This is a genomic window from Pseudomonas sp. RL_105y_Pfl2_101 (assembly GCF_963970585.1).
Classification (GTDB): domain Bacteria; phylum Pseudomonadota; class Gammaproteobacteria; order Pseudomonadales; family Pseudomonadaceae; genus Aquipseudomonas.
Map to the genome: position 1 here is coordinate 1 of NZ_CAXAPG010000025.1, position 13,772 is coordinate 13,772.

The 13,772-nt window shown below is 58.4% G+C and carries 12 protein-coding genes; 5 read left to right on the forward strand and 7 right to left on the reverse strand.

What is annotated here, in order from left to right:
- Nucleotides 1–196: 196 nt before the first annotated feature.
- Both AACY31_RS21335 and AACY31_RS21340 read left to right on the forward strand, forming a co-directional pair.
- Nucleotides 197–2,986 (forward strand): RHS repeat domain-containing protein, encoded by a 2,790-nt coding sequence (locus tag AACY31_RS21335; protein WP_339505052.1) that lies wholly within the window; start codon nucleotides 197–199, stop codon nucleotides 2,984–2,986.
- A gap of 83 nt (nucleotides 2,987–3,069) precedes the next feature.
- Complete coding sequence (locus AACY31_RS21340) at nucleotides 3,070–3,426, forward strand: hypothetical protein (protein WP_339505054.1); 357 nt, start codon at nucleotides 3,070–3,072, stop codon at nucleotides 3,424–3,426.
- A 94-nt stretch (nucleotides 3,427–3,520) separates the two neighbouring features.
- Here AACY31_RS21340 and AACY31_RS21345 read toward each other — a convergent pair whose 3' ends face one another.
- Together AACY31_RS21345 and AACY31_RS21350 are read right to left on the reverse strand one after the other, a co-directional pair.
- On the reverse strand, nucleotides 3,521–4,228 hold the full coding sequence (locus AACY31_RS21345; RefSeq protein ID WP_339478006.1) for an OmpA family protein: 708 nt from the start codon (nucleotides 4,226–4,228) through the stop codon (nucleotides 3,521–3,523).
- Nucleotides 4,229–4,382: 154 nt separating this feature from the next.
- A complete protein-coding gene (locus tag AACY31_RS21350) occupies nucleotides 4,383–5,558 on the reverse strand; it encodes an aspartate aminotransferase family protein (RefSeq protein WP_339478004.1) in 1,176 nt (391 codons plus the stop codon).
- 99 nt (nucleotides 5,559–5,657) lie between these two features.
- Between AACY31_RS21350 and AACY31_RS21355 the strand changes: the two genes are divergently transcribed.
- From AACY31_RS21355 to AACY31_RS21365, 3 genes are all read left to right on the forward strand, one after another.
- The gene (locus AACY31_RS21355; protein WP_339478002.1) at nucleotides 5,658–6,575 is read left to right on the forward strand and encodes a LysR family transcriptional regulator; all 918 of its coding nucleotides are present in this window, start codon (nucleotides 5,658–5,660) and stop codon (nucleotides 6,573–6,575) included.
- A 100-nt stretch (nucleotides 6,576–6,675) separates the two neighbouring features.
- Nucleotides 6,676–7,689 (forward strand): sensor domain-containing diguanylate cyclase, encoded by a 1,014-nt coding sequence (locus AACY31_RS21360; RefSeq protein WP_339478000.1) that lies wholly within the window; start codon nucleotides 6,676–6,678, stop codon nucleotides 7,687–7,689.
- A gap of 104 nt (nucleotides 7,690–7,793) precedes the next feature.
- The gene (locus AACY31_RS21365; protein ID WP_339477998.1) at nucleotides 7,794–8,498 is read left to right on the forward strand and encodes a hypothetical protein; all 705 of its coding nucleotides are present in this window, start codon (nucleotides 7,794–7,796) and stop codon (nucleotides 8,496–8,498) included.
- Between the two features lie 99 nt (nucleotides 8,499–8,597).
- Here AACY31_RS21365 and cyoE read toward each other — a convergent pair whose 3' ends face one another.
- The 5 genes from cyoE to cyoA are packed head-to-tail and all read right to left on the reverse strand — an operon-like array spanning nucleotide 8,598 to nucleotide 13,444.
- Entirely contained in the window at nucleotides 8,598–9,485 is an 888-nt protein-coding gene (cyoE, locus tag AACY31_RS21370; protein ID WP_339477996.1) for a heme o synthase, read from the reverse strand.
- Between the two features lie 11 nt (nucleotides 9,486–9,496).
- Nucleotides 9,497–9,832, reverse strand: a complete 336-nt coding sequence (gene cyoD / locus AACY31_RS21375) for a cytochrome o ubiquinol oxidase subunit IV (RefSeq protein ID WP_014340102.1) — start codon at nucleotides 9,830–9,832, stop codon at nucleotides 9,497–9,499.
- The gene (locus AACY31_RS21380; protein ID WP_014340103.1) at nucleotides 9,833–10,459 is read right to left on the reverse strand and encodes a cytochrome o ubiquinol oxidase subunit III; all 627 of its coding nucleotides are present in this window, start codon (nucleotides 10,457–10,459) and stop codon (nucleotides 9,833–9,835) included. It abuts the gene before it with no gap.
- 3 nt (nucleotides 10,460–10,462) lie between these two features.
- On the reverse strand, nucleotides 10,463–12,493 hold the full coding sequence (cyoB, locus tag AACY31_RS21385; RefSeq protein ID WP_339477991.1) for a cytochrome o ubiquinol oxidase subunit I: 2,031 nt from the start codon (nucleotides 12,491–12,493) through the stop codon (nucleotides 10,463–10,465).
- Between the two features lie 3 nt (nucleotides 12,494–12,496).
- Nucleotides 12,497–13,444: a ubiquinol oxidase subunit II gene (gene cyoA, locus AACY31_RS21390; protein WP_339477989.1), complete on the reverse strand. Its 948-nt coding sequence runs from the start codon at nucleotides 13,442–13,444 to the stop codon at nucleotides 12,497–12,499.
- Between the last annotated feature and the right edge of the window lie 328 nt (nucleotides 13,445–13,772).

Genomic DNA, 13,772 nt, shown 5'->3' on the forward strand with positions numbered 1-13,772 from the left:
GCATTGCGACCAGCAATTCTACGATCCGCTCGGGCGGCCTACGTTGACCGTGACGGCCATGGGGTATTGGCGGCGTCAGCGGTATTTGGGGTGGTATGGGATTTCGGAGGATGAGAACGATACGTTGGAAGAGTCCTCATTGGGGAATCCATCGAGTCTATTAGCTTCCTAGTTGAAGGTTAAAAGAGGTTTGAGCATGTCGAGGTTTACCGCCAGCATTCACGTCCACACACCTACCTTGGCCGTAGTGGATCCTCGCGGGCTCGATGTACGTTCAGTTGCTTACTACCGCTCCATCGAAACGGCGGCCCCCGAAGAACGAATCAACCGCAGCGCTCACGACGCAATCGGGCGCCTGGTCAAACAGTGGGATCCCAGGCTGTGGGCACTCAGTTCAAAAACCGCACCCGCCAATTCATCCAACCACTATTCGTTATCCGGCAAAGTACTGGGTTCGCTCAGCGTCGACGCCGGCGAACGTATCAGCCTGTTCGGCGACGGCGATCAGCTTGTTCAAAGCTGGGACAGCCGCGAGACTCAGCGGCGGATTGACTATGACGACCTGCTACGCCCGCTGGCCGTTTTTGAACAGGGCAAAGGCGAAGTCGCTCGCTGCACCGAGCGTTATGCATACGCCAACGCCAATGACGATTTCGCCGCCCACAACCAATGCGGGCAATTGATTCGACACGACGATCCAGCGGGCAGCCAAACCCTGGACGAATATGCCCTGACGGGCGGCGTCCTCAAGCAAACCCAGCGATTCCTGCGAGCGCTGGAACCACCGGATTGGCCATTTGGGTTGCCGGAGCGCGACGAACTCTTGGAACCCGTGGCGCAATCGGCAACCAGCGCGACGCGCTTCAACTCGCTGGGCGATGTGCTGGAGCAGATCGATGCCAAAGGCAATCGGCAACTGTTCGATTACACCGTCGATGGCCAGTTGTTCGCCAGCCATCTGCAACTGAGCGGTCAGGCCACGCCTCAAACGCTGGTCAGCGCCCTCGCCTACAACCCCTACGGCCAAGTCGAACAGGAAACCGCAGGTAACGGCGTAATCAGCACACTGAATTACCGTGCCGAGGACGGACGCCTGCTGCGATTACACGCCACCCGCAATGCCGACGAACCGCTGCAGGATCTTCGCTACGCCTACGACCCGGTGGGCAATGTGCTGAGCATCGAAGACGCTGCCCTGCCGGTTCGCTATTTCGCCAACCAGCGGGTTGAACCGATCAACCGTTATGACTACGACAGCCTTTATCAACTGATCAGGGCCACCGGCTGGGAGGCTGGCAGTGCCAACCGAGGGCCGCAATTCAACCGCTTCGACGATCCGGGCGCCGTCGCCAACTATGAGCAAACGTATCACTACGACGCGGGCGGTAATTTGCTAGAACTGATCCATGTCGGCCCGCAAAGCCACAGCCGCAAACTGACGGCGGCGCGCTACAGCAACCGCTGTCTCCCGGAACGGAACGGCCCGCCACCGACCGAAGACGAGATAGCCGCCGCATTTGACGGCAACGGCAACTTACTGGAGTTGCAACCGGGACAAGCGATGGCTTGGGATCTGCGCAATCAGTTGCGCGAGGTGCGGCCGGTTGAACGTGAAGGTTCCGAGGATGATCGCGAGCTGTATTTATACGGCAGCGATGGAATGCGACGGCGCAAAGTCCGCTCGATCCAAACCAATGCCCGCTCGCTGACTTCGGAAGTTCGTTATTTGCCGGACCTGGAAATTCGTACTCACGCAGGCAAGGGCGAAGTGTTGCAAGTGATCTGCGTACAGGCCGGACGCCGCGCGATGCAGGTACTACATTGGGAAAGGGTACCACCTGCCGGTATTTCCAACGATCAGTACCGCTACAACCTGACCGACCATCTGGGTTCCAGCAGCCTGGAATTGGATAGCGAGGCCGAGATAATCAGCCAGGAAACCTATCACCCATTCGGCGGCACGGCCTGGTTTGCCGGGCGCAGTGAAGTGGAAGCGAGTTACAAGACGGTGCGTTATTCAGCGAAAGAGCGGGATGCGACGGGGCTCTATTATTATGGGTTCAGGTATTACGCGGTGTGGTTGCAGCGGTGGGTTAATCCGGATCCGGCTGGTGGTGTGGATGGGCTGAACTTATTTTGTTTTATCTCGAACGCACCGATGAACTTTGTAGATGCACAGGGCCTTATAAAATTTCCAGCGGAGCTCATTACTTCTAACTCCGTCGGGCGCCTGCTTAATCAAGAACGATATGCCGAAGCCCTTGCTACCGCTCGTATTGAATCTACATCCGACGCATCAATAATCAATGCATGGGTTCATTCACTTATACCTCAGGTCGATCTGACATCGATGACTGTGCTCCAGTCTCGGGGTAACAATTCAATTTACCAAGCTGACTCCGATGTACAGGGAATACAATTTCTTGTTAAAAAAATGCAATCACCAAAAGAATCACAGAGTGAGGCTTTTGCTTATGAAGTAAGCGAGCGACTCGGCTTTCATTTCGTACCGCCAACTCAAGCGAAGGCGAAGTCAATGATCCAGCAGAGAGTTACGAACACCAGCACAAACACCAAAGAGCGACATGCATTACCCGAAAGAGCAAAACTCTTTTACTACTTGATCAATGAATTCGATGACAATTCTGGCAACCAGCTTTGGGATACCCAAGGAAACATCTATCTCATTGATCACGAATCAGCTTTTTCCGAAAAGAAAAATGCCACCTACAACTTGAACAACATTGAGCTTTCAGAAGTCTTTAACACCGAAACCTGGGAGAAGTTCAACAACACAACCATAAAAGACTGGAAAAATTTGTTAGCTGAAAAATTCTCTACACTTTCAAAATTGGAAACCAAAGCTTTCCTGGGTCGAATTACCGAGACACGCGCAGCAGTACAACAAAAAATTGACCATGACGTGTTTAGTTTCGGAACAAAACGCGGATATTTACAACGATTTTTCCAAAGTAACGCTGCCTGATGGCAAGAGCAATGAAGATGTGAGCGCATAGCGCTAGTTCCCTGTCATAGCTGCTTTGAAGAAGAGACGACACTGGATGTTCAGTGCCCCTCGGCGATGGCGATCAGCTTGTTCAGGCTTGGGACAGCCGCGAGACTCAGCGGCGGATTTACTATGACGACCTGCTACGCCCGCTGGCTGTTTTCGAACAAGGCAAAGGCGAAGCCGCTCGCTGCACCGAGCGTTATGCCGATGCCGATGCCGATGCCGATGATGATTTCGCGGCCCACAACCAATGCGGGCAATTGATCCGACACGACGATCCGGCAGGCACCCAGACCTTGGACGAATATGCCCTGACGGGTGGCGTCCTCGAGCAAACCCAGCGATTCCTGCAAGCGCTGAAATCACCGAATTGGCCACCCTCGTCAATGAAAGAGCTGCAAGGAAAACAAGCGTGACACCAGGACTAGATGAAGTGTCTAGTCCTGAAATAGGTTTACACCTTTTTCACCTACAGCCCATCGATCAAGGATACTGCTGATAAGTCTGGCCCTACTGCTGCGGTGCCTGGTACTGCTGCCCCGGAATCGCCTTGAGGTTGACCTCGACCCGACGGTTCTGTGCACGGCCATTGACGTCGGCGTTGCTCGCCACCGGGTTGTCCGGGCCGGCACCGCGGGCCGTCAGATTGGCGCCGCTGACACCCTGGGACGTCAGGTAGGTCGCCACGCTCTGGGCACGGCGCTGGGACAGGTCCATGTTGTGCTGGCGGCTGCCGGTGCTGTCGGTGTAGCCGACGATTTCGATCTGGTTCTGGTTGAACTCCCTGAGGGAGTTGGCCAGGTTGTTCAGCGGTTGGTAGAAGCTGGACGCGATGTTCGCCGAGTCGGTGGCGAAGGTGATGTTGCCCGGCATGATCAGTTTGATTTGGTCGCCCTGGCGCTGCACTTCAACGCCGGTATTGGCCATGCTGGCGCGCAGTTTCTTTTCCTGCTGGTCGGCGTAGTAGCCGTAGCCGGCCGCGGAAGCCCCCACCACCGCCGCACCGATCAACGCACCCTTACCGCGGTTATCGTGACTGATGGCCGCACCGGCCAACGCCCCAGCCAGTGCACCGAGTCCGCCGTACTTGGCGGTTTTACTCATGCCCGACGAATCGGTAGAGGCCTGGCCCTGGTTATCGTAGGGGTTAGGCGACGCACAGCCGGACAACAGGGCCACGGCAGTTGCGACAACGATCAAGCGACGCGAGGTGAACATGAAGATGCTCCTGGTTTTTCAGTCTGAATGCCAAAGTGTAGGCGATCGACTCTGGCAGGCGTTGGAACGCGGTAATCGTTAAAAATTCCGTCGCGCTGCGTCGCGCTTCGCCCGGCTGACCGATAAAAAAACCGTCCTCCGGGCGAACGCCCCCTCAACTCTGCGCCAGACAGCGGCTGACACCCCGGACAATCATCTCCACTTCCCGCCCATCGATCGTCAACGGCGGCAGCAGGCGGATGGTCTGGCCCCGGGTGATATTGATCAGCAGACCGTGGTCCTGGGCGGCGCGAAGGGCCAAGTCGCGGACCGGTTGCTTGAGTTCGATGCCAATCATCAACCCCTGGCCGCGAATCGCCAAGACATTCGGGTTGTCCGCCAACTCGGTGCGCAGTCGACTCAACAACTGTTCGCCCTGGTGCCTGGCATTGTCCACCAGCGCTTGTTGCTCAATGATGTCCAGCACCGTGCAGCCGACCCGACAGGCCAGCGGATTACCGCCAAAGGTACTGCCATGACTGCCTGGGGTAAACAGCTCGGCAGCCTTACCCCGTGCCAGGCAGGCCCCAATGGGCACGCCGTTGCCCAGGCCTTTGGCGAGGGTCATGACGTCCGGCACGATGCCCTCGTGCTGGAACGCGAACCATTGGCCGGTACGACCGATGCCCGTCTGGATCTCGTCGAGCATCAACAGCCACGCGCGCCGGCTGCACAGCTGCCGCAAGGCCTTGAGGTAACCCGCTGGGGCGAGCTGCACACCGCTCTCGCCCTGGATCGGTTCCACCAATACCGCGACGATGCGCTCGGCATGAGCCTGCCGGATCGCTTCCAGCGCGGCCAGATCGCCGAACGGCACCTTGATGAAATCCCCCGGCAATCGGTTGTAGCCCAGCCGCACGGACGGGCCGTCACTGGCGGACATTGTGCCCAAGGTGCGTCCATGGAAGGCATTGTCCATGACGACCACCAATGGCTGCTCAATGCCCTTGTGCCAGCCATAGAGGCGCGCCAGTTTCAGCGCGGTTTCGTTGGCCTCGGCGCCCGAGTTGTTGAAAAACGCCCGATCCAGCCCAGACAGTTGGGTGAGCTTTTGCGCCAGGCGTTGTTGCCAATCGATGCTGTACAGGTTGGACGTGTGCAACAGCAGGCCGGCCTGCTCGCTGATGGCGGCCACCAGCCGAGGGTGGGAGTGGCCGACATTGGTCACCGCCACGCCCGCCACCGCATCGAGGTACTCGCGGCCGTCCTGGTCCCACAAGCGCGTACCCAAGCCATGGGTGAAACTCAGCGCCAGAGGTTGGTAAGTGGTCATCAGGCAGGCAGCGGTCATGGCATCAAGCTCCATTGGGTTGGTTTTTTCCAGTATGGTTAGCCACCAAGGCTGGATAAACGCCGCTTTACTTCAATCATTTAAAAGCTGAGCTTGATAATGGATTTATTCCAGGCAATGACTGTTTACGTGAAGGTGGTAGAAACCGGAAGCCTGACGGCGGCGGCCCAGGCGTGCGAAATGTCCACCACCATGGTGGGCAATCATCTTCGTGCACTGGAGCAACGTCTCGGCGTGCGCCTGATCAACCGTACAACCCGGCGCCAGCGCCTGACCGAGTTCGGCTCGACCTACTATCAGCGTTGCCTGGAAGTGCTGGGGCTGGTGGCCGATTCCGAACGCTTGGCCGAACAGACCCAGGGCGAGCCCACCGGCACCCTGCGCATCACCGCGCCGCTGACCTTCGGCTCCGAACGCCTCGCGCCGGCGCTGGCCGAATTCAGCCGGCGCTTCGCCCAGGTCAAGCTCGACGTGGTGCTGACCAACCAGCGGCTGGACCTGCTCGAACATGGATTCGACGTCGCCATCCGACTCGGCAATCCCGACCCGAAACTGATTGCCCGTCCGTTGGTGGACTACACCCTGACCATCTGCGCCGCCCCTGCTTACCTGGCCCGGCGAGGCACGCCGGAAAAACCCGTCGACCTGCAACAGCACGATTGCCTGTCGTTCGCCTATTTGGCAGGAGATGACTGGCGCTTCGCCCAGGATCTCTGGCCGATCAACGGCCCGGAAGGCGAGATCAAGGTCCCGGTAAACGGACCGATGCTGATCAACAGCTCCTCGGGCCTGCATCGCGCCGCCCTGGCCGGGATGGGCGTGGTGATGCTGCCCGATGCGCTCGTGGCCCAGGACCTGAAGGATGGTCACCTGGTGGCGTTGTTGCAGGACTACCAGTTGCCCCATCGCCCGATGAGCCTGATGTACGCGCAGGATCGCTACCGTTTGCCGAAGCTGCGCAGTTTTGTCGAGTTTGCGCTGGAGAAATGGGGCAAACCCCAAACACCAGCCGAATGATGACGGGCGCCCCCCCCCCCGCTAGTGACCCCGCTCCCCATCAGCTACTCTTCCTCCTTGGGCGAGCATTTTGATATCAAGGCGGATTGAGGAAACGACGATGGGAGATGCCTCGAACATCGACATGCTGCGGTTCGACCTGTCCGATCTGGACGAAGGCGTACTGCACACCATCCTGGAACTGGTCAGCGATGGCATCTGGGACTGGAATGCCAACACCGGCTTCGTCTACCGCAACCCTGGCTGGTACACGATGCTTGGCTACCTGCCTCACTCGCTGGAAAACACCGTGCTGACCTGGGAGAGCGTCATCCACCCGGATGACTATCCACGGGTCATGGCGTTGTTCGACGACCACCTGGAACAACGATCCCACAGATACCAGGCCGAGTACCGTTGCCGCACGCGCGACGGGGGCTACATCTGGATTGAGGATCGCGGCCATGTGATCGCCCGTAACCCCGACGGCACGGTGGCGCGCATGATCGGCGCCCATCGCAGCGTCGATGACAAGAAGCGCCTGTTCGAGCAACTGGAACGACGCAACAAATCTCTGGAAGCCGTGATCGAAGAACGTACCCGCGAACTGTCCCGGGTCAACCATCAGTTGCAGATCCAGCTGGACGAAAACCGCAGGCTTGCCGAAACCGACGCCCTGACCCGGGTCGCCAACCGTTATCGTCTGGACCAGGCGCTGCCGCTGGCCTGTGAGCGCGCGCAGCGTTTTCGCGAGCCATTGTCACTGATCGCCATGGACGTCGACGATTTCAAGGACATCAATGATCGCTACGGCCACGCCTTCGGCGATGCGGCGCTGGTGCAAGTGGTGCAGAGCGTCAAGCGCTGCGAGCGCGACGGCGATTTGCTGGTGCGCTGGGGCGGTGACGAATTCATCATGATCCTGCCCAGCACCACCCTGGCCAACGCTCGCCTGCTGGCCGAGAGTATTCGTCGAGGCTTGTCCGACCTGCTGCCGGTGGGCGACTTCCAGATCACCATGAGCTTTGGCGTGGTGCAGCGATTCGAGGATGAACAGAAGACGGCATTGCTGCACCGGGCGGACCAGGCGCTGTATCGCTCCAAAATGTCGGGCAAGAATGTGATTTGTGAATGAGCTCCGACCGTGACAACACCGCCCGCGTCCAATAGATTAGGCGACCGGAAAAAAGCTCAATGCCTTTCTCGCCTCATCCCGCTAACAGAAGTAGTGAAATTTCAATGTCCGATTCCAACACCGCTGAATCCGTAGTCACCCTGTCGTCCAAAGCGGAATACGAAAACTCCATCAATCTTTCACAGCATCTGCCCCAGGCCAAAACCATCAGCGAAATGGTCCTTGATGCGTTCCAGTCGAACCGCGAAAGCGACCAGATCCGCGAACTGCGCAATGCCATCCGCCAGGCTCACGATGCGTTCGACGACGACAAAGCCTACGAACTGATGGGCCAGCTCAAACAACTCAAGGACGCCGAAGCCGCCGATTTCGCAGCCCTGGAAGACCTGAGCAGCCGCTTCCCGATCAGCCGTATCCTCTCCAGCTACAAGGATGACCCGTCGTTTCAGGAAGTGGTCTATGGCCTGGCCCTGAAAGTGCTGAACCAGACCCACCAAGCCATCAGCAACCCGAGCGGCAGCAAGGGCAAGGCCTCGCGGGCCAAGAAGGAAGCCGAAGTGTTTGTCATCAGCAAGGATGGCATCAGCGTCACCCTGCCCCTGCGCACACCACGCTCCAAGCCGAACGTTGACCGCCAGGCCTTCGAGTTCCTGGGTTTCAACTTCGTAGGCGAAGGCGACGAAGCCGAGCTGGAAAGCGAAACCTTCCTGGACAATGACGGCACCGAACAACCGGCCACCCGCAAAGGCATCGTCGCCGCGTTGCAACAGCAGAAAGCCTTCGACGGCTACAGCATCGCCCAGCAATAAGCCCACGTTGAGTTTCCCCTTGTGGGAGCCCGAAGTAATACCCAAGAAAAAGCCCCGCACTTCTCTCGAAGGCGGGGCTTTTTTTACAGCGTCTGAAGCTTAAGGCGCGTAAGTCAGCAGCAGCTCACTCGGCACTTTGAAGTCCAGGGACATCATGACGCTCAGGGCGGTAATGGTGAAGATCGAAAACACGAACAACTTGCGTGCCCAGACCCTGTCATCCACCGCCTTGTAGCCGGTCCAGGCCATGTACAGCCAGTACATGCCCATGGCAGCGGCGACGGCGAGGTAGCTCATGCCGGCATAGCCGCTGAAGGTCAGCATCAAGGTCGCCACGAGGAAGGCCAGGATGTAGAGCAGGATGTGCTTCTTGGCCACGCGGATGCCGCGCTTGACCGGCAGCACCGGAATCGAGGCCGCCAGGTAGTCGTTGAAACGGAAGATCGCGATGGCATAGGAATGCGGCATCTGCCACAGGCTGAACATCACCAGCAGCGTCAGCGCCGCCATGTCGAAGCGGTTGCTCACCGCTACGTAGCCGATCACTGGCGGCATCGCCCCCGACAGGCTGCCCACCAGCGTGCCGTGGACCGACTTGCGCTTGAGGTACAGGCTGTAGAGGCCGACGTAGATGACAAAACCGATCACCGCGAACAACGCCGCCAACGGGTTGGCCACCCAGTACAGCAGCGCCACGCCGGCCACGCCCAGCACCGTGGCGAATGCCAGGGCCAGTTGCACCGGAATCAGGCCCTGGACCAGCGCCCGATTCTTGGTGCGTTCCATCTTGATATCGATGTCACGGTCGATGCAATTGTTGAACACGCAACCGGACGCCACCACCAGGGAAGTGCCGATCATCGCCGCCAGGAAGATGGCCAGATCGACATGCCCTTTCGAGGCCAGGAAAAACCCGCCTGCCACAGAAAGCACGTTACCGAAAATGATCCCCGGTTTGGTGATTTGGATAAAGTGCTTCAGGGACATCCGGACTTTCCTCAGTGCGCCATCATGTTGGTGTGGATGCTGAACATGATCCACAACGACAGGCCAACCAGCAGGACAATCACGATCGCGGCAAAGACAAATGCGACCACGTTGTTACGTTGGGCGGCGGAGCGGTCCAGGTGCAGGAAGTACACCAGGTGCACCAGTACCTGGACCACGGCGAAGATCAGGATGATCCACAGGGTCAGGCTCTTGGGCAGCGACGGGTACATCACCAGGCCGAACGGGATGACGGTCAGGATCACCGACAGGATGAAGCCGATGGCGTAGGACTTGACGCTGCCGTGGCCGGCGTCATGGCCATCATGGGAATGTGCGTTAGCCATTTACAGGGTCCCCATCAGATAAACAACGGTGAATACGCAGATCCACACCACGTCCAGGAAGTGCCAGAACAGGCTCAGGCAGCTCAGGCGCGTCTTGTTGGTGGCAGTCAGGCCGTTTTTATGGACCTGGTACATCATGATCGCCATCCAGATCAGGCCGCTGGTCACGTGCAGGCCGTGGGTGCCGACCAGGGTGAAGAACCCGGACAGGAAGCCGCTGCGGCTTGGACCGTAGCCTTCGGCGATCAGGATATGGAACTCGTTGATCTCCATGGCGATAAAGCCGGCGCCCAGCAGGAAGGTCATGGCCAACCAGCCCAGCACCTGGGTTTTCTTGCCCTTGAACAACGCCAGCATGGCGAAGCCGTAGGTGATCGAGCTGAACAGCAGCAGCGCGGTTTCGCCCAGTACGTACGGCAGTTCAAAGATGTCGTGGCCCGACGGGCCACCGGCAACGTTGTTTACCAGCACCGCGTACACCGCGAAGATCGACGCAAACAGAATGCAGTCGGTCATCAGGTAGAGCCAGAAACCGAATACGGTCATCTCGCCCGAGTCGTGGTGATGGTCATCGTGCCCATGGTCATGACCATGGGCGTGTCCAACAGTGGTCACTAAATTCGACATGGTTTAAGCCTGTTCCAACGAGGTTTCAACACGGGTGGCGGTGGCGGGGACTTTCCCGGCCGCTACTAGGCGCTTGTGCTGCTCGGCTTCGATGCGCTCGATGACATCCACCGGCACCATGTAACCCTGATCGTCACGGGCGGCATGGATAGTGAAGTACACGACAGTGCCAACCAGGCTGGCGATGGCCAGCCACCAGATGTGCCAGATCATTGCGAAACCGAACACGGTCAGCAGCGCGCCCATGACCACACCGGTAGCGGTGTTGTTGGGCATGTGGATCGGCTCGTACTTGGCCGGAGCCTGGTACGCAGTGCCGGCTTCCTTGGCTTCGGTGAACGGGTCGATGACGTCTGCTTTGGGCAGCACCGCGAAGTTGTAGAACGGCGGTGGCGAAGAGGTCGACCATTCCAGGGTATGGGCATTCCACGGGTCGCCGTGTTCGCATATGTTCTCTGGCTTGTTGCGATCGCGCACGCTGACGTACAACTGGATCAGCTGGCAGGCGATACCAACAGCGATCATCACCGCACCGAACATGGCGACGTACAGGTACGGCACCCACTCAGGGTTGGTGGTGGCGTTCAAGCGACGGGTCATGCCCATGAAGCCCAGTGCATAGAGCGGCATGAACGCGACGAAGAAGCCCGAGATCCAGAACCAGAACGCTGCCTTGCCCCAACCTTCGTGCAGCTTGAAGCCGAACGCTTTCGGGAAGTAGAAGGCGAAACCGGCGATGTAGCCAAACACCGCACCGCCGATGATCACGTTGTGGAAGTGTGCGATCACGAACAGGCTGTTGTGCAACACGAAGTCAGCACCTGGAATGGCCAGCAGTACGCCGGTCATGCCGCCGATGGCGAAGGTCACCATGAAGCCCAGGGTCCACAGCACGTGGCTGGTGAAACGCAGGCGGCCCTGGTAGATGGTGAACAGCCAGTTGAACAGCTTCACACCCGTCGGGATCGAGATCAGCATGGTCGCCAGGCCGAAGAAGGCGTTGACGCTGGCACCCGAGCCCATGGTGAAGAAGTGGTGCAGCCAGACCATGAAGCCCAGCACCGAGATCGCGCCGCTGGCGTAGATCATCGAGTGGTGGCCGAACAGTTTCTTGCCGGAGAAGGTCGAGATGACTTCGGAGAAAATCCCGAACGCCGGCAGGATCAGGATGTACACCTCGGGGTGACCCCAGGCCCAGAACAGGTTGACGTACATCATCGGATTTCCACCCAGTTCATTGGTGAAAATGTGGAAATCCATGTAACGGTCAAGCGTCAGCAGGGCCAGGGTAGCGGTCAGGATCGGGAACGAAGCGACGATCAGGACGTTGGCCCAGGTGCAGGTCCAGGTGAAGATCGGCATGTCCATCAGCTTCATGCCCGGGGTACGCATTTTCAGCACGGTGGCGAGGAAGTTGACCCCCGTCAGCGTTGTCCCCAATCCAGATAGCTGTAGCGCCCAGATGTAGTAGTCCATGCCCACGCCCGGACTGTATTGCAGACCCGACAGCGGTGGATAGGCAACCCAGCCGGTCTTGGCGAATTCGCCAACGCCCAGGGACAGGTTGATCAGCACCACGCCGGACACCAGCAGCCAGAAGCTCAGGGAGTTCAGGAACGGATAGGCAACGTCACGCGCGCCGATCTGCAGCGGCACTGCAAGGTTCATCAGGCCGGTGAAGAATGGCATCGCCATGAAGATGATCATGATCACACCGTGGGCGGTGAAGATCTGGTCATAGTGTTCAGGCGGCAGGTAGCCAGGCGAACCCTCGGTGGCCATGGCCAGCTGGGTACGCATCATGATGGCGTCGGCAAAACCGCGCAGCAGCATGACCATGGCGACGATGATGTACATCACGCCGATTTTCTTGTGGTCGACCGACGTCAGCCATTCGGTCCACAGGTAGGTCCACTTCTTGAAGTAAGTGATCCCCGCGAACAGCGTCAGACCACCGAGCGCGATGATGGCGAGGGTCACCATGACAATCGGCTCGTGGAACGGGATCGCTTCCCAACTTAATTTACCAAACATCGTTTACTCCTCTGCCCCGGCAGCTGAATGCGAACTCATGTCCATCCCTTCCATGTTGTGGGCCACTTCCTTTTCGCTCTTCTCGTGGTGCATCGGCTTGCCCGGATTCATCCCTTCATACTTGTCGATGATGGTCTGGAACAGGTTTGGCGTAACCGACGAGTAGAGTTCGACTGGGTTGTTCTGGCTCGGTTTGGAAAGGGCTTCGTATTCAGCTTTTTCAAGCTGTTTAGGTGCCTTCTTCACATCGTTGACCCAGGTGTCGAAATCTTCCTGGGTCGTGGCGATTGCTTTGAACTTCATGCCGGTAAAACCCGCGCCGCTGTAGTTGGCGGAGATACCGTCGAGTTCGGCATTCTGGTTGGCGATCAGGTGCAGCTTGGTCTGCATGCCCGCCATCGCGTAGATCTGGCCGCCCAGGCCCGGGATGAAGAACGAGTTCATCACGGTGTCGGAAGTGACCTTGAAGTTGATCGGCGTATGCGCCGGGAACACGATCTTGTTGACCGTCGCAATGCCTTGTTCCGGATAGATGAACAGCCACTTCCAGTCCATGGAGACCACTTCAATGGTGATCGGCTTGACGTCGGAATCCAGCGGACGATACGGGTCCAGGGCGTGGGTCGACTTGTAGGTGATGTAACCCAGGGCAATGATGATCAGCACCGGAATGGTCCACACCGCCACTTCGATCTTGGTCGAATGCGACCACTTCGGCGTGTAGGTAGCCTGGGTATTGGTTGCGCGGTACTTCCAGGCGAACAGGAAGGTCATGACGATGACCGGCACAACGACCAGCAACATCAGCAGCGTAGCGGTGATGATCAGGTTTCGTTCATCCAGGCCGACCTGGCCCTTGGGATCGAGCAAGGTCATGTTGCAGCCTCCCAGCAGCAACGTGCCGAGCAGCGGCAACAAGCCTAGTAATCGGGGGTACCTGTTTTTACTCATCTCACGACCTCTAAAGCAGCTTGCGCAATGCAGTTGGGTTTTGATCGCCAACACTTCACCCTGCCAAGGGTTGGCATTTTCTTGGATTGAATAAGGGCTGCCCGTCAAACGTCAGCGGCTGTTCGACACATCCTGGGCCAGCAGTGAGTTCTTATTCGTTGGTCAAAGGCCTAGTTCAAGCCCAATTCCATTTGGTGCGGGTAGTTGGAGGCACCGACACCTGGGGTCGCATGGGGCGCTGGCGCCCTTCGACCACTCTCGTGCTCAAGCTTGAGCCGGGTCGGAAATTCGGTGCGGGCGATTGTAGTGAGGTGAGGCGCTGTAGACC